General features: G+C 42.9%; 18 protein-coding genes, 1 tRNA gene and 4 pseudogenes. 11 read left to right on the top strand and 12 right to left on the bottom strand.

Annotated elements, in window-relative coordinates; genetic code table 11:
• Window positions 1-156: 156 nt before the first annotated feature.
• The 8 genes and pseudogenes from glmS to FTT78_RS01950 form a co-directional block, all read right to left on the bottom strand.
• Window positions 157-1,998 carry a glutamine--fructose-6-phosphate transaminase (isomerizing) gene (gene glmS, locus FTT78_RS01985; protein WP_179989014.1) on the bottom strand — a complete coding sequence of 614 codons (1,842 nt, stop codon included), beginning with the start codon at window positions 1,996-1,998 and terminating at the stop codon, window positions 157-159.
• Window positions 1,999-2,010: 12 nt separating this feature from the next.
• The gene (gene glmU / locus FTT78_RS01980; protein ID WP_096902632.1) at window positions 2,011-3,375 is read right to left on the bottom strand and encodes a bifunctional UDP-N-acetylglucosamine diphosphorylase/glucosamine-1-phosphate N-acetyltransferase GlmU; all 1,365 of its coding nucleotides are present in this window, start codon (window positions 3,373-3,375) and stop codon (window positions 2,011-2,013) included.
• An 18-nt stretch (window positions 3,376-3,393) separates the two neighbouring features.
• Entirely contained in the window at window positions 3,394-3,915 is a 522-nt protein-coding gene (locus FTT78_RS01975; protein ID WP_131260658.1) for a phosphatidylglycerophosphatase A, read from the bottom strand.
• Window positions 3,881-4,810: a thiamine-phosphate kinase gene (thiL, locus tag FTT78_RS01970; RefSeq protein ID WP_004974348.1), complete on the bottom strand. Its 930-nt coding sequence runs from the start codon at window positions 4,808-4,810 to the stop codon at window positions 3,881-3,883. The genes FTT78_RS01975 and thiL overlap by 35 nt, the downstream gene beginning before the upstream one ends.
• A gap of 25 nt (window positions 4,811-4,835) precedes the next feature.
• Window positions 4,836-5,285: a transcription antitermination factor NusB gene (gene nusB / locus FTT78_RS01965; protein ID WP_004974349.1), complete on the bottom strand. Its 450-nt coding sequence runs from the start codon at window positions 5,283-5,285 to the stop codon at window positions 4,836-4,838.
• Between the two features lie 4 nt (window positions 5,286-5,289).
• Window positions 5,290-5,760, bottom strand: a complete 471-nt coding sequence (gene ribE / locus FTT78_RS01960; protein ID WP_004974350.1) for a 6,7-dimethyl-8-ribityllumazine synthase — start codon at window positions 5,758-5,760, stop codon at window positions 5,290-5,292.
• A gap of 11 nt (window positions 5,761-5,771) precedes the next feature.
• On the bottom strand, window positions 5,772-6,893 hold the full coding sequence (ribBA, locus tag FTT78_RS01955; protein WP_180043477.1) for a bifunctional 3,4-dihydroxy-2-butanone-4-phosphate synthase/GTP cyclohydrolase II: 1,122 nt from the start codon (window positions 6,891-6,893) through the stop codon (window positions 5,772-5,774).
• A 346-nt stretch (window positions 6,894-7,239) separates the two neighbouring features.
• Window positions 7,240-7,409 (bottom strand): annotated as a pseudogene (locus FTT78_RS01950) (secretion protein HlyD); the annotation flags it as partial.
• A gap of 243 nt (window positions 7,410-7,652) precedes the next feature.
• On the opposite strand from FTT78_RS01950, the gene FTT78_RS01945 reads away from it, so the two are divergent.
• A complete protein-coding gene (locus FTT78_RS01945; RefSeq protein WP_004974358.1) occupies window positions 7,653-8,303 on the top strand; it encodes a response regulator transcription factor in 651 nt (216 codons plus the stop codon).
• 859 nt (window positions 8,304-9,162) lie between these two features.
• Here the strand turns inward: FTT78_RS01945 and FTT78_RS01940 are convergent.
• Window positions 9,163-9,253: transfer RNA gene (locus FTT78_RS01940), tRNA-Ser, on the bottom strand.
• 119 nt (window positions 9,254-9,372) lie between these two features.
• Here FTT78_RS01940 and FTT78_RS01935 point away from each other — a divergent pair.
• Entirely contained in the window at window positions 9,373-11,253 is a 1,881-nt protein-coding gene (locus tag FTT78_RS01935) for a potassium transporter Kup (protein WP_004974367.1), read from the top strand.
• Between the two features lie 84 nt (window positions 11,254-11,337).
• On the opposite strand, the gene FTT78_RS01930 is transcribed toward FTT78_RS01935, so the two are convergent.
• Entirely contained in the window at window positions 11,338-11,943 is a 606-nt protein-coding gene (locus tag FTT78_RS01930; RefSeq protein ID WP_004974369.1) for a hypothetical protein, read from the bottom strand.
• A 344-nt stretch (window positions 11,944-12,287) separates the two neighbouring features.
• Here FTT78_RS01930 and FTT78_RS01925 point away from each other — a divergent pair, with 344 nt between their 5' ends.
• Together FTT78_RS01925 and FTT78_RS01920 are read left to right on the top strand one after the other, a co-directional pair.
• Window positions 12,288-13,364, top strand: a complete 1,077-nt coding sequence (locus FTT78_RS01925; RefSeq protein ID WP_004974371.1) for a DNA/RNA non-specific endonuclease — start codon at window positions 12,288-12,290, stop codon at window positions 13,362-13,364.
• A 49-nt stretch (window positions 13,365-13,413) separates the two neighbouring features.
• Window positions 13,414-13,659 (top strand): hypothetical protein, encoded by a 246-nt coding sequence (locus FTT78_RS01920; protein ID WP_180043475.1) that lies wholly within the window; start codon window positions 13,414-13,416, stop codon window positions 13,657-13,659.
• Window positions 13,660-13,811: 152 nt separating this feature from the next.
• Here the strand turns inward: FTT78_RS01920 and aqpZ are convergent, their stop codons facing one another.
• Complete coding sequence (gene aqpZ / locus FTT78_RS01915) at window positions 13,812-14,420, bottom strand: aquaporin Z (protein ID WP_373686452.1); 609 nt, start codon at window positions 14,418-14,420, stop codon at window positions 13,812-13,814.
• Window positions 14,421-14,474: 54 nt separating this feature from the next.
• Between aqpZ and FTT78_RS01910 the strand changes: the two are divergent.
• The 4 genes and pseudogenes from FTT78_RS01910 to FTT78_RS01895 all read left to right on the top strand — a co-directional run.
• Window positions 14,475-14,824 (top strand): annotated as a pseudogene (locus FTT78_RS01910) (transposase); the annotation flags it as partial.
• A 1-nt stretch (window position 14,825) separates the two neighbouring features.
• Window positions 14,826-15,054, top strand: a pseudogene (locus tag FTT78_RS01905) (IS5/IS1182 family transposase); the annotation flags it as partial.
• A 234-nt stretch (window positions 15,055-15,288) separates the two neighbouring features.
• Complete coding sequence (locus FTT78_RS01900) at window positions 15,289-16,992, top strand: carboxypeptidase regulatory-like domain-containing protein (protein ID WP_131260656.1); 1,704 nt, start codon at window positions 15,289-15,291, stop codon at window positions 16,990-16,992.
• Window positions 16,993-17,403: 411 nt separating this feature from the next.
• Window positions 17,404-17,754: pseudogene (locus tag FTT78_RS01895) on the top strand (transposase); the annotation flags it as partial.
• A 345-nt stretch (window positions 17,755-18,099) separates the two neighbouring features.
• Here FTT78_RS01895 and hisF read toward each other — a convergent pair.
• Window positions 18,100-18,858, bottom strand: a complete 759-nt coding sequence (gene hisF, locus FTT78_RS01890; protein ID WP_004974384.1) for an imidazole glycerol phosphate synthase subunit HisF — start codon at window positions 18,856-18,858, stop codon at window positions 18,100-18,102.
• 113 nt (window positions 18,859-18,971) lie between these two features.
• Between hisF and FTT78_RS01885 the strand changes: the two genes are divergently transcribed.
• The 3 genes from FTT78_RS01885 to FTT78_RS01875 are packed head-to-tail and all read left to right on the top strand — an operon-like array spanning window position 18,972 to window position 21,009.
• Window positions 18,972-19,922 (top strand): homoserine kinase, encoded by a 951-nt coding sequence (locus FTT78_RS01885; RefSeq protein WP_180043473.1) that lies wholly within the window; start codon window positions 18,972-18,974, stop codon window positions 19,920-19,922.
• A gap of 12 nt (window positions 19,923-19,934) precedes the next feature.
• Window positions 19,935-20,564: a DUF1294 domain-containing protein gene (locus tag FTT78_RS01880; protein ID WP_096902640.1), complete on the top strand. Its 630-nt coding sequence runs from the start codon at window positions 19,935-19,937 to the stop codon at window positions 20,562-20,564.
• Window positions 20,565-20,604: 40 nt separating this feature from the next.
• On the top strand, window positions 20,605-21,009 hold the full coding sequence (locus tag FTT78_RS01875) for a hypothetical protein (protein ID WP_004974391.1): 405 nt from the start codon (window positions 20,605-20,607) through the stop codon (window positions 21,007-21,009).
• The last annotated feature ends 49 nt before the right edge of the window (window positions 21,010-21,058 follow it).

Genomic DNA, 21,058 nt, shown 5'->3' with positions numbered 1-21,058 from the left:
CAATATCGCTTGCTATGCACTGTAGTTATGCGAAAAATAAAAGTATCAGACATAAAAAATCCGCAGTACTAAATTTCTAAAAATGAAGCCGACTGCGGATTTTTTAGGTGATTCAAAATAATTTTATTAAATTTAAATCATTGAATTTAATCAATATTATTCCACTGTTACGCTTTTTGCCAAGTTTCTAGGCTGGTCGACATCTGTACCACGTAAAACCGCCACATGGTAAGACAACAACTGCACAGGAATACTATACACAATTGGCGCAAGCAACGCGCTGACCTGTGGTACATAAACCACATGCTGGCGTTCTTTATCTGCAGGAATGCCGCTGTGTTCATCTGCAAATACAAACAGCTCACCACCACGTGCCTGTACTTCTTCCATATTGGATTTCAGTTTATCCAGCATGTCATCTTGCGGTGCTAAAATCACCACAGGCATGTCATTATCGACCAATGCCAATGGGCCGTGCTTTAATTCACCCGCAGCATAACCTTCTGCGTGAATATATGAAATTTCTTTCAGTTTCAAAGCACCTTCCAAGGCAATTGGGAATTGTGTGCCACGACCCAAGAACAAGCAGTGATTTTTCTCTACAAACAATTCAGACAAACGTAAAATTGCCGTATCATTTTGCAAAGTATCTAAAATCACTTTTGGTGTGTGCCATAAGCCTGCAATAATTTCAGCTGTTTCTGTCGCTGCAATTGCATTTTTCACCTGACCAATTTTGAGCACCAATAGCATTAATGCTGCCAATTGTGTCGTAAAGGCTTTGGTCGATGCCACACCAATTTCAGGGCCTGCGAGTGTCAACAAACTATGATTGGTTTCACGCACCATAGATGAAGTTGCCACGTTACAAATGGTCATGGTGCTAATATTTAAGCCTTTTGCAGCAGCACGTTTTTGCGTATCACGTAAAGCAGCTAAAGTATCTGCAGTTTCACCAGATTGTGAAATGCACACATACAATGTGTTATTCACAATGACTGGGGTGCGATAACGGTATTCGCTGGCAATTTCCACATGACATGGCAAGTTAATTAGCTGTTCAAACCAGTATTTTGCAATCATCCCTGCATGGTAGCTGGTACCGCAGGCAATAATCTGTACCTGTTGAATCTTGGCAAAATCAAGTTCAGCATCTTTCAGGAAATCTTCACGTAAAGCGTTGCCATTTAATGCTTGTGAAATGGTTTGTTGAATTGCTTCAGGCTGCTCATAAATTTCTTTGAGCATGTAGTGTTTATATTCACCTTTCGATGCATTGCTTACAGTTGCATCCAACTCTTTTACAGGGCGTTCAACCGTTTGACCGTTTACAAAAACTTCAATGCTGTCGCGGGTTAAGCGGGCGATATCACCTTCTTCCAAATACATAAAACGGTTGGTGATCGGCAATAACGCCAATTGGTCTGAACTGATAAAGTTTTCGCCAATACCGACACCAATCACCAAAGGAGAACCTTCACGTACCGTGATCAATTCATCTGGATAATCGGTATGGATAATTCCCAGAGCATAAGCACCTTTCAGTTGAGGCACGACTTGCTGTACCGCAACCAATAAATTCGGTGCAGTTTTAAGAGCATGGTTGACCAAGTGCGCAACCACTTCAGTATCCGTTTGAGAGCTGAACATATAGCCTAAAGCTTCTAGCTCATCTTTCAGTTCTTGATAATTTTCGATAATACCGTTGTGTACGACAGCAACATTGCCAGAAATATGCGGATGTGCATTGTTTTCTGTCGGTTTGCCATGTGTTGCCCAACGTGTATGGGCAATACCGAGTGAACCTGTGACTTGAGAATCTAGTACTGCTTGCTCAAGATTTGCTACTTTACCGACACGACGCTCACGCAAGACCTGACCTTGACTAATCAATGCCAAACCTGCGGAATCATAACCGCGATATTCTAAACGCTTTAAACCTTCAATGAGGATATTGGTAATACTACGTTCTGCAACGCCACCGACAATACCGCACATAGGAACTTCCTCTTATTTTTTCAATTTCTGTGGACGTTGATAATTTTCTTTAGTGAACTGTTTAGAACGTTCCACAGCTAAACACTGTTCTGCAACATCACGGGTAATGGTCGAGCCTGCGCCTACCGTTGCACCATTGGCAATGGTGACAGGTGCAACCAATGAACTATTTGAACCAATAAAGACTTGGTCACCAATAATGGTTTTAAATTTATTGGCACCATCATAATTGCAAGTAATCGTACCTGCACCAATATTGCTGCCTGCACCCACTTCGGCATCACCTAAGTAGGTAAAGTGGTTGGCTTTGGAGCCTAAACCAATTTGACTGTTTTTCACTTCAACAAAGTTGCCAATATGCACTTCATTGGCCAATACCGCGCCCGGACGTAAACGTGAGAATGGACCAATTTGCGCAGCTTCACCTACAACCGCTTGGTCAAATACGCTATACGGCTGAACTTTAGTGCCCGCAGCAATTTTGGTGTTTTTGAGGATACAACCTGCACCAATTTCTACGCCATCACCCAGTTCGCAATCGCCTTCAATAATTACGTTAATATCAATGCGAACGTCTTTACCTGCAGTGAGATTACCACGTAAATCAAAACGGGTTGGGTCAATTAAATGCACACCTTGTTGCATGAGTTGCTTGGCTTGGAAGTTCTGGAACTCGCGTTCTAATGCAGCCAATTGCACACGGTCATTCACGCCTTCTACTTCAAAAGCCAGTTGAGGTTCTACCGATGCAACTTCTAAGCCATCGGCAATTGCCATCGCCACAATATCGGTCAGGTAATATTCACCCTGCGCATTGTTATTGCTCAGTTTTGGCAGCCATTCATGTAATTTGGCATTGCTGACGCAGTAAATACCCGTGTTAATTTCCTGAATTTGACGCTGGGCTTCAGACGCATCTTTATGTTCAACAATCGCTTGAATTTTACCGTTTTCACGTACAATACGACCATAACCCGTGGCATCAGCAAGGGTAAGTGTCACCAAGCCAATTTGGGTTTCACGTGAAACATCGAGTAGCTTTTGTAAAGTTTGCTCTGTAATACAAGGTACATCTCCCGATAAAATCAGTGATACACCTTCACGTGGTAAAACAGGCAAAGTCACTTTGACTGCGTGACCTGTGCCCAACTGTTCAGCTTGTTCGACCCACTGTACCTGTTCATGCGCAAACGCATTTTGCACCAAAGCACCGCCATGACCGTAAATGGTAATTATATGATCTGCTTGTAATTTTTTTGCGGTATTAATCACGTGACCCAAGAGTGGGCGTCCTGCAAGAGGTTGTAATACTTTTGGTAAATTTGAACGCATGCGCGTGCCTTTACCTGCTGCAAGAATAATCACGGTGGTAGACATGTTGAATCCTAGTGATGGCTAAACCAAAGTAAAAGATAAATAAATATAAATACATAATGCGGCCCAAAGACCCGCAATAATATCGTCCAGCATGATGCCAAAACCACCTTCGACCTGACGATCAATGACACGTATTGGCCAAGGTTTCCACACATCAAATAGTCGGAATAGGGCAAAACCCACAATTACCCAGACCCAGCTGATTTGATTGATAAAAATCAGGGGTAAAAAGGTAATCGATTGTCCTGCAAATTCATCCCAAACAATACGACCATCATCATGTACGCCCATAACCTGTGCAGTACGTCCACAGATATATATGCCAACGAGGGACATGATGGCAATGGCAAAAAGGCTTGGAATGAAACCAAGCGCGAACCAAATGGGAATGAACAGTAGGGCAAAGGCCGAACCAAAGGTACCGGGAGCTTTGGGTAGTAGACCTGAACCGAAGCCAACACCACAGCATACAATCAGTCGGTCAGTCCAAGACATGGCTTTGAAATTAATCGCGGGTTTTTGCAAAGTGTTGGTATCCATGAAAATGAAGTGAACGATCTACGCCATTCTGTTCAAAGCTTAAGCGGTTTTGATTGTTAATTTTGCCAATAATATGAATAGGGGTATTCAGCGGTTTTTGCAAAAGCTGCTGATAATTTTGTGGGCTTATTGTAAAGCATAACTCATAGTCATCGCCACCTGCCAAGGCATATTGCCACTGCTTTTGTTGTGGTAATTCGGTTAATGCAGCATCTATAGGCAGTTGGCTGAGTTCAATACAAGCACCGACCTGAGAGGCTTTGAGAATATGCCCTAAATCTTGTGCCAAGCCATCTGAAACATCAATCATGCTTGAAGCCAGACCTTTGAGTTGTTGTCCAAGTTGACAACGTGGTGTTGGGTAGTCGAGACGTTGTTTTAAAGGATGATCGAGATGATCTAAACCAAAAGCGGCATCACCGACTTGTCCGCTGACGCAAATATAATCACCGACTTGCGCGCCTGAACGTGGAATGGCATGTCCTTGTTCAATCCAGCCTAAGGCGGTAACGGAAATGGTGAGATGCGGGCTTTGTGTGGTATCTCCACCAATTAAACTTACCCCAAATTGATCGCAACAATCATGTAAACCCTGACTAAACCCTTTGAGCCAGTCGTGATCAATTTGGGGTAGGCTCAATGCCAATAATATACTGTGTGGGGTGGCACCCATGGCGGCAATGTCAGATAAATTGACCGCAACCGATTTCCAACCAATCGCATGTGGGTTGGTATCGAGGGGGAAATGTCGTCCAGCGACTAAAGTGTCGGCACAAATGACCAATTGTTGTTGCGGCGGAGGGGTGAGCAGAGCTGAGTCATCACCGACACCTAAATCGACTGCATCGGGACGCGGTCTGTTGAAATAGGTCTCAATAATGGAAAACTCAGCCATACAACAATCGACTCAATACTTTGAATTAGTTGCTTTGTTGCTTTTCTGCTGCACGTAAGCTGTTGGCAAGACGGTCTAATACACCATTGATGTATTTGTGGCTGTCTGCACCACCAAAGTGTTTTGCCAATTCAATCGCTTCATCCAATACCACACGGTATGGAATTTCCAGATGTTGTTCTAACTCATAAGCACCTAAACGTAAGGTGGCGAGTTCAACACCATCGAGGGCTTGAATGTCACGATCAAGAACAGGCACCAGTAATGCATCCAATGCTTCATGATTGGCAACCACTTGAGTCAACAATTCATGATAATAGCCGAGATCCACTTTGTGCATGGCATTTTCCACACGGGTACGTGCTTCAATTTCATGTACTGGATTGTGGCTCATCTGCCATTCATAAATACCTTGCACAGCAAAACGACGTGCTTTACGTTTTGCTGCATAAGTTGCTTGAAGTGTTTGCGACATAGCGTTAAATAGCCTTTAACAAGTTAACCATTTCAATTGCAGTTAAGGCAGCTTCACTTCCTTTATTACCTGCTTTTGTTCCAGAGCGTTCAATTGCTTGTTCAATACTATCCGTAGTCAATACACCGTTAATCACAGGTAAGCCAGTATCTAAACCAACCACACCTAAGCCTTTGGCACATTCGCCTGCAACAAAGTCAAAGTGTGGAGTGCTACCGCGAATCACTGCGCCGAGTGCAATAATGGCATCATAACCATTCGATGCAGCTAATTTTTTAGCCACAACAGGAAGTTCCCAAGCGCCTGGTGCATGAACAACGGTGATATTATCCTCTGATACGCCATGACGTTTCAATGTGTCAATTGCGCCATCAAGCAAATGCTCAACCACAAAACTATTAAAACGACCGACTAAAATCGCATAACGGCCTTCGCTAGCGAGATGTAATAAACCTTCAATACGGCGAATTGCCATAGCAACCTCGATTATTTCTCTGATGTTGGATCTGCGGTGATATATTCCACCACTTCTAAGTTAAAGCCTGATAAAGCATTGAAACGTAATGGTGAGCTGAGTAGCTTCATTTTTTCAACGCCTAAATCACGTAAAATTTGTGCACCCACGCCAATGGTTTGATATTGCTGAGACAATGCAGCATTAGCTTTGCCCTGTTTCGGGGTTTTTAGGCTATCTAGCGCAGGGCCTAAGTCTTGTAACTGTCCCTGACCAATCCACACCAAAACACCACGTTCACTGTCTGCAATTTCTTTAAGCGCACGGTCTAAATTCCAAGTAGCGGAACCGTCTGCTTTGTTTAGTTTAAGCAAGTCACGTGTTGGATTAAAACCATGCACACGGACTGTGGTCACACCTTCTTTAGGCTCACCTTTGACCAATGCCAAGTGAATATCTGGGTTACCCAATTCACGGTAGCGATACAAGTCAAATGTGCCATATTCGGTGTCAATGCTTTGCTGATCTAGACGCTCTACAGTTTGCTCATTGGTCATACGGTAGTGGATTAAATCTGCAATGGTACCAATTTTGAGGCCATGCTTTTCAGCAAAAACTTCTAAATCTGGACGACGCGCCATGGTGCCGTCTTCATTGATAATTTCACAAATTACCGATGCAGGCTCTAAACCTGCCAAACGGGCAAGATCACAACCTGCTTCGGTATGTCCTGCACGGTGCAATACACCACCTGGCTGTGCCATGAGTGGGAAAATATGCCCAGGCTGAACAATATCGGCAGGCTTGGCATGTGCAGCGACAGCGGTTTGAATGGTATGCGCACGTTCTGCGGCAGAAATACCCGTGGTAATGCCTTCAGCAGCTTCAATCGACAAAGTAAAGTTCGTACCGTGTTGTGCACCATTGGCATCAACCATTAACGGTAGGTTTAATTGCTGGCAACGGTCACGACTTAAGGTTAAGCAAACAAGACCACGCGCGTGTGTGATCATGAAGTTGATATCTTCAGGGCGAACGTGGGTTGCGGCAATGACTAAATCACCTTCATTTTCACGATCTTCATCATCCATGAGGATGACCATTTTTCCTGCACGGATATCTGCTACAAGCTCTTCGACAGTATTGAGCGGCATCAACCTTCACCTTCTTATTTGTCTGAAACGACATTGAATGAGAGAGATGCATAGTCTAACGGTTTTTTACCTGTTTTGCCTATGCTTATCATTTTCATTGCGTGACTTATGGTTATACACAGTGTCATCAGGCTTGGAAAGAGGTGAAAAGGAGGATTTGCTGCGTTGCTGTAGATTGTTTAGGCAATTAAGATGAAATGCAAAATCTGTGAAAAATAAAACTGTAGAGGGCATAGGATATTATCGCCCTCATTCTCGCCTTCACTTGAGCCCAGTTGGGTTTTGGGAGAAGGCAAGAATCAGAGATGAGATAATTCATTAAATTCAGGTATAAGAGAATTTCTGTTTAGCGCTCACGTAAGGCTTCTTTGGCTTTGTTGAATGGTTTGATCAGATAATCCAACACCGTTTTTTCACCCGTTTTAATATCGACTGTTGCGACCATGCCCGGGGTATATCAAACGCTTGTCCTGCTTTGTTGCTGAGTTTGTTTGAATCGGTACGAATATAAACCCTTATCTTGGGATATTTTCTATTTCATATTACATCTTGTTTTGAGCGTTTTGGTTGTAAAATAAAACTGATTAAAAAATCCACAAAATGATCAACCTTTTTGACTGAGCGCTGAAAACATAAAAAATAAACGCTTTTCTGTGATTAATTGCACAATAAATGCAAAAAAGTCATGTCTTGCATATCCTTAATTGTCTTTGTGTGGTTAGAATATAACAACTGTGCCCAAGATCTCTCACGTCTGTTATGAATATATTAATCGTTGATGATCATCCGCTGTTTCGCCATGCCTTAATTCAGGCGGTTCGTTATAGCTTACCGCAAGCTCAAATTCATGAAACTGCTGCAGTTAATGAATTGTACGAACGTTTGGAAAATGGACCTGAGCCTGATCTTGTTTTATTGGACTTGAATTTACCAGGGGCATCGGGCTTTTCTGCATTGGTGCATGTGCGTGCGCAATATCCATCTATCCCAATTATTGTGGTGTCCGCTCACGAAGAAGCATCGATTATTCAACGTTCAATTGCGCATGGGGCGATGGGTTATATCCCAAAATCGGCACATCCGAGCCATATTGGTGAAGCAATTCGTCAAGTTTTAGAAGGTGAGATTTGGTTGCCGCCAAACTTGGCTGCGAATGTTAACTTTGACCCTCGCGCTGCAGATGAAACAGCTTTGGCTGAACGTATTCAGTCTTTAACACCACAGCAATTCCGTGTATTGATGATGGTGGCAGAAGGTTTGTTGAATAAGCAAATTGCCTATGAATTAGATGTTTCTGAAGCGACGATTAAAGCGCATGTGACCGCAATTTTCCGTAAATTGGGTGTGCAAAATCGTACTCAGGCGGTATTGGCAATCAATGCGTTAAATATTGAAGAAAAGAAAATGTAAGATGTGACTGATCTGTAAAAGATGAGTTTAAAACCGCTGTGTTGATCTGGAAGATTGAGCAGCGGTTTTTTTATTGGGTGGGTGGTTGGCTGATTATGACCTTTTTAAAAAGCTAATTCGCTTTAGGATGTGACATTTAGCGTTCAGGTTGTTGATGTGCTTAAAACCTAAAAGGAATATTGTCTTATTCCTTTAGCTGTATGGCATAAACATATTCAGGCTTTCATGTCGATAAAACTGACAAAAAATCGACATGAGAGAGTTGTCATGTCGATGACATAAACATATTCAGGTTGTCATGTCGATAAAATGGGTAAAAATCAACATGAGCTGAATAGCTATCAGTCTAATGCAGGCGATATGCTTCTTTCAGATTCTTAGGCTTTGATTGTATCTGTACCCATAAATCCAATAGTGTGAAGTTGTCCGCAGCGGGAAAACCCGCCACTAATAAGAAATACATAGAAGGACGAATATATTTTAATAGTAATAGATGAATGGTGATTTGAATAAATCATACCTAAGTGAGTAGGGGGCTTTCCCCTATATGGGTTCAACTTTTAGAATTCACGATAACCAAGCCCGCCAGCCGTGATATGTGCTAGATTTCGATCATAGGTAATTATTTGGCTTTCTTTTCCGATGGTTTTATTTTTCTGACTTGAGCATCTGTAAGCATTGCAATGATTCCACAGAATTGGGGGTATAATTTTGGGGGTAATTTATTATACCCCTAGTTATACCCCCAACAAGATCAAGCTTGCAATAGATAAAGTAGATTGCATTAGACATAAAAAAAGCTTAAACCCTTTAGATTTAAGCCTTTTGGTATTCCATAGGACATCGTAGGAATGAATCTTGGCGGTGAAAGAGGGATTCGAACCCTCGATACGCTATTAACGTATACACACTTTCCAGGCGTGCTCCTTCAGCCACTCGGACACTTCACCATAGGCGGTGGATAATAACCAAAAAATAGTACAAAGCCAAGTTGAAACATTTGATTTAGAGAAAAACTTTCAGCGTAGTGCTATGATTCTCAAAAATACCGTCTAAATCGAAGACACCTATGCAAAGTACTGCAAAAAAAGCAGCCTTACCCGTCATTACCTTGGCTGCACTCGGAGTTGTATTTGGGGATATCGGAACCAGTCCTCTGTATGCCTTCAGACAAACTTTTTTAACGGCGCATCTTGCAATTACCCAAGCCAGTGTATTGGGAATTTTATCCCTAATTTTCTGGTGCATGATGCTCACCATCAGCTTCAAATACGTCACCATTATTATGCGTGCCGATAACAATGGCGAAGGCGGGATCATGTCATTATTGGCATTGAACCTGCGCACCACCCGTATTGCCGAAGACAAAAAAATCTTCCTGATCGCACTTGGCTTTATTGGTGCATCCCTGTTCTTTGGCGATGGCATTATCACCCCCGCCATTTCAGTATTGTCTGCCATTGAAGGACTAAGTATTGCCACGCCTATCTTTAATCAATGGCTCGTACCGCTCTCCATTGGTATTTTGGCAGGACTGTTCATTGTGCAGCGTCATGGTACAGGTACGATGGGCAAATTTTTTGGCCCACTGACTTTGCTGTGGTTTTTAGCCATTGGCGGTGCAGGGCTGCTCAGTATCATCCAAACCCCATTTGTATTGGCCATGGTCAGTCCACACTGGGCGTTTAACTTTGTAGTAGAGCAACCCTTTGTTGCATTTCTCACCATGGGTGCGGTGATTTTAACCATGACGGGTGGCGAAGCACTCTATGCCGATATGGGGCATTTTGGGCGGATGCCTATTCGCCTCGCGTGGTTTTTGATTGTCTTACCTTGCTTGTTATTGAATTACGCAGGACAAGGGGCATTATTGCTACGTAACCCTGCAGCGATTGAAAATCCGTTCTATATGTTGGTGCCTGAATGGGGCTTATACCCGATGATTGGTTTAGCCACAGCTGCAGCGGTGATCGCTTCTCAAGCGGTGATCACAGGGGTATTTTCAATGGTCAATCAGGCCATTCAATTGCGTTATTTACCACGCCTGACTGTACGTCACACGTCCGATGTTGAACGTGGTCAAATCTATTTGCCATTCATTAACTGGGCCTTATTTATTTCGGTGCTTATCTTAATTTTATTATTTGAAAATAGTGCCAGACTTGCCAGTGCTTATGGCGTGGCAGTGACCATGACCATGCTGTGTGGCACGATTTTAATTTCAGTGCTGGCCTATGGTTTTTGGCGTTGGCCGATGTGGAAAGTTGCCCTTTTTGCAGTGCCATTTTTAACCCTAGATTTAATTTTTGTGGCTTCGACCTCGCTCAAAATTGTGTCAGGGGGATGGGTGCCAATTTTAATTGGCGCCATCATGTATACCATTTTAATGACGTGGAAAGATGGTCGTGCATTGGTTTTCAATCGTTTGGAAAAAGATGCCTTGCCGATAGACCTATTCATTCACAGTATTAGTATGGGCAATGAAACCAAATTTGTCCCTGGCGATGCGATTTTCTTGACAGGTACGCCTAACATTGTGCCACATGCCATGTTGCATAATATTAAGCACAACAAGGTGTTACATGAACGCAATATCATGGTAACGGTCATCACGCGTGATATTCCATTTGTTGCGCAGCAAGATCGGATTCAAGTCGAAAAACTGGATGATCGTTTTTATCGGATTGCCATGTATTACGGTTTTAAAGATCAGCCAAATATTCCAAATGCCTTGAAACAAGCCTATGAACAGCTTGAGTTTGAATTCGATATGATGCAAATGAGCTTCTTTATTTCGCGTGATCGAATTGTGCATACGGTGGGCGATGGCATGTCACCGTGGCGTGAAAAACTGTTTATTTCAATGCAGCGCAATACCAGTCCTGTGAGTGATTTCTATCAAATTCCAACCAACCGTGTGGTGGAATTGGGTAGTCAAATCGAAATTTAAAAACTGCTCAATAGATTTTAAAAAAACCAGCATTATAAAGTGCTGGTTTTTTATTTTTAGCTCAAGATTGGTCTTAAACAGATCTTATTGTTCCGTATCACTTGGTTGTAGATGGCTTAAATCTATATCGTTTACATCTGCGCCCTGTGCCGCAGGTGCTGTGGTTTCAAGCCGTTCAGTCGTGGGCAGATTGACTGCTGCTTGTTCAGATGCAGCAGGGTTTTGTGGTGCAGCATTTAGCGCTTCTGCGGTGACATCCACATCATCGCCAGCATTTACAGGTAAATCGGCTGAAGATGACAATAATGGCGCAGAGGTGGCTTGTATGTGTTGTTCGCTCACTTGCTCTGCCTGCGCTGCGTGTTGCAGTTCGGATTCAGTCCCGACAGGCATCGTCATCGGTACATTGTCTTGAGCCAGATTGGCTTGTTCGGCTGAAATTTGGTTTGCAGGCTGTTGCGCTATATTTTCTGCTGGACTTGTTAAGTTTGTATCTGTACTCGGTACAATGCGTATCTGACCATTGGCGATTAATTCTTGTAGTGAGCCTGCTTGCCCATTAATCGTGGTGCTTATTTTGACTTTAGATAAACTTTCTAAAGTATCACCTGCTTGAATGGGTGGTTCGGCAAAGGCAGAAATGCTGATACTGCTACCAACCAAAGCACAAGCAAAAAGATGAAAACGCATGTATTTCTCCATCAAAAATCGCAAAAATAAAGTTAAAACCAATTTAAATCGTCAATGACATCCAGCTAGAGCAGCGCAATGCGCTTGGGTGTCGCTGAGCGATGTTTTTAAGGTGTATTTAGCTTGGCAGATTCGCTAAAACGGATGCAATCAAATCTACCAAACTTGATCTAGACTGATGTCAAAAGTGCTTAAAACTCAGGCTGTGTATGGCTTTTGTGGTGTTATGGCGCGGGTTTTGTTTAATTGTTAGACGAACAAGAGGTGCTTCATATACAAGCTGTGAGTGGATTGTTAAGCTCGGGCAAACTCTGCGGATTTAGAGCGAAGTCACAGTAACGGTTATGGCAAGAAAACGGCGCAATTCCAACAACATTTGGACTCAAATTTTTAATCAAAACAGCTTGAAAGTGCTACTCGGTGTAGTGGCAACAGGGAGTTTTGTGATTGCTTTTGGTCAAGAAAAAATTAGCCAGTGGACTTCACTGGTGCCGAGTTCAGGAAATAGTGCTTGCCTAACCCAGTTCTATCGAGAAACGCCGCCCTATTTACTGAAAAATAGCCTGCAAAAAGACAGCTATCCGCTGTGTTTTAATGACTTTAATGTGATGTATTCAGGGGTATCCAAAACCCCGTTATGGGTGGCAGAAGCCTTAACACCAGCGCGTTTGAGTCAGCGGATTCCACGTGAAGATAACTTTCACGAAGAACCGCGCGTCAAAGCCGAGCATCGTGCGACTTTGCTGGATTATCGTGGTTCGGGTTATGACCGTGGACACATGGCACCGAATGCCGACATGACCAACTTGGCAGCCCAGTTTGACAGTTTTTCTTTGGCAAATATGGTGCCGCAAGCCCCTAAAAATAATCAGCAGGTCTGGCGTGAACTTGAAGAAGCCACCCGAGCGGTGGTGACTAAGCAAAAGCAAGATGTGTATGTGATTACGGGGCCAAGTTTTAATGCCAAGCGTCTAAAAACCATTGGGCAGGGCGTTATTGTGCCGACTGCGGTGTATAAAGCTGTGTATATGCCCAAAACAGGCGCGATAGGGGCTTATTACGCGCCCAATAACGACTCGTTACAGGTGCAAGTGGTGAGTGTCTGCTATTTAGAAGAACAGTTGGGCATTAATTTATTCCCACAATTAAGTGAAGAACAAAAGCGCAATACCTATAAATTGCCTTTGACTGCAAATGCTGTAAAAGCCAATACACCGATTGCCTACTCACATTGGGATGCAGAAAGCCAGTGCGCAGAAGATGTATCTGCTGAGCAATTACAAGCCTTGCAAACCGAATTTAAACGCTCAGGCAGTAGTCCTGCATCGGGTGCTAGCATTGATGCAGATACCCAAGATGCAATTGTGAAGCAATTGATTGAAGCTTTATTGCAATATATTTTACAGTTGTTGAAATCTTAAACTGGGTTAAGATGATGGATATTGCATCCTTCATGCTAAGGTGAATTCAATGTTTAAACCGTTTCAAAATGGGACTGAATCACATGCGATTCATGACTTAACCTTAGAAAATGATTTAGATTGCATCAATGTGTATGGCAATTTGCAAATCAGCAAAGATCAGGCGGGTTTACAGGCAGCCAAAGCACTACAGGCTTTTTTGAATGAAGTTGTTGCAACTTTGGAGCAGACTCCGAATCTGCCTGAAAAGTTAGATTGTCCCGAAGCGGGTGAAATTGAAAATCCATTTTTATAATGGATGCCATCTCAAGATATTAAATCTACTTTAATCTGCTCATCTAAGCCATTAAAAAGCCCGCTCAAACGCTTGAACGGGCTTTGTTGTTTTGTGTGTTTTTAGATAAATCCCAGACATCTTGAAAAGCTGTGGATTTAAAGTTTTGAAGATCAGTCTTCAGCTTTTGCCATAGCGCGATACAGCACCGCACCAATCACCGCACCTACAATCGGTGCAACCCAGAAAGCCCAAAGCTGGCTGAGTGCTGCAGTTTCAGCAAAGAACGCCACACCTGTACTACGTGCAGGGTTCACGGAAGTATTGGTTACAGGAATACTGATCAGATGGATTAAGGTCAGTGCCAAACCAATTGCAATTGGAGCAAAACCTGCAGGTGCACGTTTGGCGGTTGCACCCATAATCACCATCAAAAAGCCAGCAGTGAGTACCACTTCAATCAATAATACTGAACTGAGGGCATATTTTCCTGGAGATAAATCACCATAACCGTTGGTCGCGAAACCGCCTGTGCCTGCAAAACCTGCCTGACCCTGTACAATCAGATACAACACCAGTGCGGCCAGAGTCGCACCAATAATTTGTGAAATAATATACGGTGCGAGTTCTTTGGCTTCAAAACGTCCACCTGCCCACAAACCAATACTGACTGCAGGGTTAAATTGACCACCTGAAATGTGCCCAAGTGCATAGGCCGCGGTTAATACGGTCAGACCGAACGCGAGGGATACTGTACCGTACCGGATTTGTCGGAGAGTCAATATTCTGAGATGAGAAGCATTGCTTCGCAAGACGTAGCGAAGCGTAGTGTCCCGATGACAAAATTAAAATATACCCCTGAAATCAGAGAAAGAGCGGTTCAATTATTGATTGAATCCGAAAAAGATTATCCATCGTATTGGGCTGCAATCACAGCAATCGCTCCTAAGATTGGCTGTACTCCTGAAACACTACGTGTTTGGTATCAAAAATATTTAGATAAACAAAATCCAGTTAAAGTACAGCAGCTTTCAGACCAAGAACGTATCAAACAACTGGAACGCGAAAATAAAGAACTGCAACGTGCGAATGAAATTCTACGTAAAGCAGCTGCTTTTTTCGCCCAGGCGGAGCTCGACCGCCCACACAAATAATGGTGGATTTTATCCATAACAATAAGGCGTTAAGCGCATGCGGTGATTCCACCTAGAAAATGAGAAAGCATACAAAGATACAAAGAGCAGCTCGCTAGAGCGAGATAAATGACTTCGAACAGTTAATCTCAGGTAGGACACTATGGAAAAATGATCAGGCTATCATCGGCGCAGTTGGGTTGAAACTAAGATGCATGCACTTGTAGCAGTCCTCAACAGATGTAAGCAATTAGGTAGAGCACTTACCCAAGTTACGCCTTAAATTTGGTTCATTTCGGGGTACTTTGTCTTTCAAATCTTTGTGGAACAAAGCCCATTTGGCTATACATTAACTAAAAAAATAGAGAAAAAAACTATAAAAAATATAAAATGTGAAATTTGCGCATTTGGTGGAAATTGGGTATTATTTTGCTGGAATATTGACCAGTATGTTTGGGCTGGCAAAGTTCTAAGTAGAGATAAAATTTTAAAATACAAAATCCAGAGGGCAGAATAGATGAAAAATAGAGCATTTGTAAAAATAATGATGGTCACGGGTGTCTTAGGTTTAACAGCATGTGGCGGTAGTGACAGTGATGAAACAGGAAACGTACCAGTACCATCAGAGCCAGTTGCCGAGGCTATGGTTCAAAAAAGTGTAGAAGAGCTGACGCTGTTGGATGTGAATAACCTTACCTTAAATGCTGCGTCGATTCAGATTTTAAGTGACGAAGAGTGGAAGAAATTACAAGCAAGTAGTTTGAAAACAGCAACAAATGCAAGTACAGCAGATGATTCTGAACAGCTATTTCCACCGATCAATAGTTTACCGACAGCGACTCATTTTAAAGGTCAAAGTTACCTTGCTAATGCTCAAGGCATCGTTAAACTGCCTAAATTGGCTGCAGGCACATATTATGTTTTGGTCACTAAAAATGGACAGTCTGCAGTTTCGGCATTCTTGATCCATCCTAAAAATACCAATAAGAGCATTGTGTTGAATGTTGTCCTCAACTGCTTAGACCAAGACTGTCAGACCTTAAGTGATGCACCTGTCAATGATGCAGTAGTCGGTACGTTGTCTGGTCAGGTCATTTATAAAGGAAAGCCTTTAGCGAATGCGCAAGTCGCATTATCTGGCGGTGCTGCGACCAATGGTGCATTTGTTAGTGCAATTACCGATGCTAATGGTTATTTCACGCTTTCATTTAACGTCTCCAATACTCTGCTTGAAGCATTGAAAAATGCCACGCTCACTATTAGCAGTGCAGGAACTAATACCATGACAAAAAAAGTTACGGTCATTGCTTCTTCTGCATCGGGCTATCAATTTGAAGTGCTGCCTGAAACGACATCTGCAGATGCGGTATGGCGTGAAACTTTTGAAGCGGACTCTACTACTCGCAATGCATGGACAAGCTCACAGCCAAGTGTGGCGAATGTCGATTGGCAGCTGCTAAACAAAGGTCACAATATTCGTAATAATCAAGTGAATCAGCGTGTGCGCTTAGCGCCAAATGACCAAAGTCAAGGCAAGGTACCTGAGCCACTGCAAGGTAATACGGCATATTGGTATGGTGACAAAGTAAATGGCAACTTTATTGGTGCTTTAAGTGATTCATCTACGGCTCCAGAGTTTGATGGCGGCACCTCGCAGCATGACAATAGGGGAGAATTGATTTCACCTGTGATTAATCTAAGCCAGTATCAGGCGCCTTTGAGTTTAAGCTTTAAAACATGGTGGGAAATTGAGTCAGTCAATCCAAATAATCAGGGGTTTGATTTGATGAATATTTTAGTTTCTACCGACGGCGGTAACAGTTTTAAGACTTTGGCTCGATTAAACCCGCTGGCAGATCCATCTTCTGCATATGATCGCGCGCCGATTCCATACAGTAATTTAGGCTTTAACCTCGCACCGGCTGCTGTTCAGCAAGAAGCAATTTCATTAGATGAATATGCAGGCAAGGCCAATGTTCAGCTGAAATTCCAATTTAGAACGGTCGATGGACTTTATAATGGTTTCCGCGGCTGGATGATTGATGATGTGGTGATTCAGAAAAAAGCCGGAACTTTCCCATTATTTGATGGTGTGAGTTTTGATGAAAATTCAGATAGTTTCTCTCAGGACTATAGTGGCGTCGCTGCAAAACAAGCGGGCGTTTTGTTGAAAAGCACGAAGAGTTATGCACGGTGGGCTGACGAGCCACAGCGTAAATAAAGATTTACATGGCGGTGCAGTATGAATGAATAGAATAGGTTTAGACACATTGCATTCGCGATCAATCAACCATCAAGCGTGGTGAATACTAAAAACAGCTCTCTATTGAGGGCTGTTTATATTTAAAGGGGCAATTTATTCAGCCACTTCAGCATAGCGGTAACTAAAGCGTAAGCGTTCGCTGAACACAATCTTACGAATTCATCCTATAAGCCTTAATTCAATCCCCTTTAAAAAACAGGCGACTCAATTTTATGACTACAAATAACCAGACATTGATCGCATTTCTTGCCAAGAAACTAAGAACATACAGTGAATCATAGTGAGTTTGTCGAAGACGAGATTGTAAATAAAATTGCGTAATTGATTGAATTTTATATGTTCATAGTCACAACGAAGTCAGGCATCATGTTGGAAGAACAAAAATTAAATGACCTTATAGCAGAATTTGCTAAATCCATAAAAACAGAAGATGATCTAAATCCATTCAGCCGATTGTTGACTAAACTGACTATTTTAGCGGCTCTCAATGCCGGACTTACCCTACACCTCGGACATGAAAGAAAGCTCGTAAGCGCGGTTCTAATGCTCGCAATGGTCATTCAAGTAAGACCTTACGGATGATGGTGAGATTCAGATCAAGACACCAGGAGATCGTGATGACACACTTCAGTCACAGCTGTTTAAAAAGAAAGAGAAGCACGACTTCGCAAGGCTATCACGCGAATGGATAGCCAGATTCTATCCCTTTATATCAAAGGCTCCCAGAGGGAAACTGGAATTTACAGCCTTGTACCCTGTCATTTTCTTCACCATTTTCAACTGCAATAAGCTTATGAGTATGATGACTGTGATTCAATCCTTTACTGAATTTCATGCTGGCTTTTTGAGTCCTGAACTTTGACTCATCCAGATAAGGAAAACGTCAGCTCAATATTGACGGGTATCTATGGAACACAAGGGGTTCTTAAAGCGAAATATGGGACAGTAGTGGCATTCGGACTCCTTTTTTTCTGCCTGTATTTTGGGCTAAATAAAAAAGTGTAACCCGAAGATTACACTTTTAAAGCTCAAAAACTAAAGTCCAAAACAGTTTTGTTTTAGAAATTACAAACGCATTTCAATGCCTTGCGCTGCCAAATATTGTTTGGCTTCTGGAATAGTGTGCTGACCAAAGTGGAAAATTGAGGCAGCTAGTACCGCATCTGCACCGCCTTTTAAAATACCATCTGCCAAGTGCTGTAAATTACCTACACCGCCAGACGCAATGGTGGGTACAGTTACACGGTCATTGATGGCACGCATGAGCGCCAAGTCATAGCCTGCCTTGGTACCATCGGCATCCATTGAAGTGACCAATAGCTCACCTGCGCCGTAGTCTGCCATTTTCACTGCCCATTCAATGGCATCAATACCTGTTGGTTTACGACCACCGTGGGTGAAAATTTCCCATTTGTTATCACCCGTTTTTTTCGCATCAATGGCAACCACAATACATTGCGCGCCAAAACGCTGTGAGGCTTCTTGCACAAATTCAGGGTTAAACACGGCTGCAGAGTTAATGCTGACTTTATCTGCACCTGCGTTCAATAATAGGCGAATGTCTTCAACCTTGCGCACGCCACCACCAACGGTGAGGGGCACGAACACGGTTTCTGCCATACGTTCTACGGTACGATAAGTCGTATCACGACCATGATGGGTAGCGGTAATGTCTAAAAAGGTGATTTCATCGGCACCTTGTTCATTATAACGACGCGCCACTTCGACAGGGTCGCCCGCATCACGAATATCAAGGAATTGCACGCCCTTAACCACGCGACCATTATCTACGTCTAGGCAAGGAATAATACGTTTCGCTAGCATAAATTTTTCCAATTATTACAGCCGATTATGAAACTCACCCACACAAGCGCTACACCTTGGCAGATGGAGCGGGTATTCTATCAAACTTAGCTCAGGTTTTTCGCAGGTTTTCTATGTCGGTTTATACTCCTTTGACTTTAAAGGAAGTTCAGGTCTTTGCAGCGCCTTATGGATTGGAGGTGGTCGAGCTGATTCCCATTCAAGGGGGGATTCAAAATACCAATTATTTTTTGCGTTGCGACAATCAAAACGAGTACGTGCTGACCATTTTTGAAGAATTAGATCAGCAAGCGGCAGGCGAATTAATTCCTGTATTACAGCATTTGGGGCAAGCGGGTTTGCCTGTGGCAGTGCCTTTATCCTATTCGGGACAAGCCATTCACCAATTAAAAGAAAAACCTGCACAAATTGCACCGCGTTTAATTGGGCAGCATCCGACACTGGCAACAGTGGCGCAAGTGGAAGCGATTGCGATTGCACAAGCCAAAATGCATGTGGCCTTACAAAATTTTCCTTTGCAGCGCGATCATGTACGTGATCACGCTTATTGGGCAGGGGTCGCACGCCAATTAAAACCAAGAATGCATGTGGCCGATCAAGCCTTACTGTCCAAACTTTTGGGCTTGTATGAAGCCTTAACCGCAGTCTATCCGCAGCGTCCTAAAGGTTTTATTCACTCGGATTTATTCCGTGACAATACCTTGTTTGCAGATGATCAGTTGCAAGGCATTTTAGATTTTTATGAATTAAATCAAGATGAATTGCTGTTTGATATTGCGATTACGCTGAATGATTTTTGTACCGATTTTCCTGAGCTGAGCTTAAATGAAAGCAAGGCGATTGCATTTTTAAATGCCTACGAAACGGTGCGTCCTTTAACCCAAGACGAAAAAGCCTGTTTGGAACTGTATTTGGCAATGGCGGCAGGACGTTTTTGGTTAATGCGTTTGCAGGTGGCTGCTAAAAATGCGTCAGAAGGGCGGACAGGCGCAGATATTTTGCAGAAAAATCCAGATGAAATGCGGAATATGCTGATTGAACGCTTAAAGTTTGTGACAGCTTGAGGGATATAGAACATGCGTGATCAAGGGCGTTTAGTCGAATGGTTTGATGAGCAGGGTTATGGGTTTATTCAGCCGAATGACCACCAAAAAGATCGCGTGTTTTTACACATTAAGGACTTCGCCCGACAAGGGCCACGTCCAATTGTGGGCTGTGCCTTGGAATATACCGTAACTGTGGATGAGCGCGGACGTTACCGAGCACAGCAAGCGGTGTATTTAAAAGCTTCGCAGACCAAAGCAGCAAAGGCATCTGCTGTGAGTGCGAAAACATCCAACATCACGCAAAAAATGCAGCCGATGCAAATATTATGTGTGGCTTATATTGTTGCTTTGGCTTTGCTGACGCTGTTGGGATTGCTCAGCGGCATGTTGTTATTATTCATCAGTTTGATGAATGCGCTGAGTTATTGGCTGTATGCACAAGATAAAGAAGCTGCACAGCAGGGTGGACGTCGTATTCCTGAAAATAACTTGCATATTGTGGCTTTTTTAGGGGGTTGGCCTGCAGCATGGTTAGCACAACAAAAATTACGCCATAAAACACAAAAACAACCCTTTGGTAAGATTTATTTTTGTACGATAGGCTTAAATATCTTTCTGATTTTATGGATGATTTCTCCGTTGAATCAGCTTAACATCTAATTGGGAATATTGTTCCAGTAACAGGCTTGTCAGGTGCATTATGTCAGACGCAGAGCATTCATATTCAGTAGATCAAGACCCACATCGTTCATTGACCATGATTTTATATGTGCTGTATATCGTGGCGATTTTTTCTGCGGGGATATTGGCCGTGATTGCCTTAATCATCAACTATTTAAAACGTAGTGATGTACAAGGTTCAATTTTTGCCAGTCATTTTACTTGGCAAATTCGCAGCTTCTGGTGGTATCTGTTTTGGAATATTGTGGCCTTTGTGCCGTTCTTTTTGGTGTTCTTTAGTCCAGATGCGCAAAGCTTTGCCAGTATGACTTTGGCTGCGACACTTTTCTGTATCGCAGTGGTTGCTATTTCGTGGTTATGGATTGTTTACCGTGCTATACGCGGTTTAATTCGCGTGAATGATAATTTACCGATGTATCATTAAATTCACGTTCGTTCGTCTTTTTAAGATGTTTTGAGCGATCTTGCCTAGA

It is taken from the genome of Acinetobacter sp. YH01011 (assembly GCF_013420785.1).
GTDB lineage: Bacteria > Pseudomonadota > Gammaproteobacteria > Pseudomonadales > Moraxellaceae > Acinetobacter > Acinetobacter towneri.
The sequence above is the reverse complement of the archived record's forward strand: the minus strand, read 5'-3'. Positions and strand labels throughout refer to the sequence as shown.

Coding starts and splice junctions, on each gene's coding strand:
- nusB (WP_004974349.1), bottom strand. CDS start 5,285: ATGTCGCAAACACTTCAAGCAACTTATGCAGCAAAACGTAAAGCACGT.
- FTT78_RS01920 (WP_180043475.1), top strand. CDS start 13,414: ATGTTTAAACCGTTTCAAAATGGGACTGAATCACATGCGATTCATGAC.
- FTT78_RS01875 (WP_004974391.1), top strand. CDS start 20,605: ATGTCAGACGCAGAGCATTCATATTCAGTAGATCAAGACCCACATCGT.
- FTT78_RS01880 (WP_096902640.1), top strand. CDS start 19,935: ATGCGTGATCAAGGGCGTTTAGTCGAATGGTTTGATGAGCAGGGTTAT.
- FTT78_RS01930 (WP_004974369.1), bottom strand. CDS start 11,943: ATGCGTTTTCATCTTTTTGCTTGTGCTTTGGTTGGTAGCAGTATCAGC.
- FTT78_RS01925 (WP_004974371.1), top strand. CDS start 12,288: ATGGCAAGAAAACGGCGCAATTCCAACAACATTTGGACTCAAATTTTT.
- FTT78_RS01975 (WP_131260658.1), bottom strand. CDS start 3,915: ATGGATACCAACACTTTGCAAAAACCCGCGATTAATTTCAAAGCCATG.
- glmU (WP_096902632.1), bottom strand. CDS start 3,375: ATGTCTACCACCGTGATTATTCTTGCAGCAGGTAAAGGCACGCGCATG.
- FTT78_RS01885 (WP_180043473.1), top strand. CDS start 18,972: ATGTCGGTTTATACTCCTTTGACTTTAAAGGAAGTTCAGGTCTTTGCA.
- ribE (WP_004974350.1), bottom strand. CDS start 5,760: ATGGCAATTCGCCGTATTGAAGGTTTATTACATCTCGCTAGCGAAGGC.
- FTT78_RS01945 (WP_004974358.1), top strand. CDS start 7,653: ATGAATATATTAATCGTTGATGATCATCCGCTGTTTCGCCATGCCTTA.
- FTT78_RS01935 (WP_004974367.1), top strand. CDS start 9,373: ATGCAAAGTACTGCAAAAAAAGCAGCCTTACCCGTCATTACCTTGGCT.
- hisF (WP_004974384.1), bottom strand. CDS start 18,858: ATGCTAGCGAAACGTATTATTCCTTGCCTAGACGTAGATAATGGTCGC.
- thiL (WP_004974348.1), bottom strand. CDS start 4,810: ATGGCTGAGTTTTCCATTATTGAGACCTATTTCAACAGACCGCGTCCC.
- ribBA (WP_180043477.1), bottom strand. CDS start 6,893: ATGCCGCTCAATACTGTCGAAGAGCTTGTAGCAGATATCCGTGCAGGA.
- glmS (WP_179989014.1), bottom strand. CDS start 1,998: ATGTGCGGTATTGTCGGTGGCGTTGCAGAACGTAGTATTACCAATATC.
- FTT78_RS01900 (WP_131260656.1), top strand. CDS start 15,289: ATGAAAAATAGAGCATTTGTAAAAATAATGATGGTCACGGGTGTCTTA.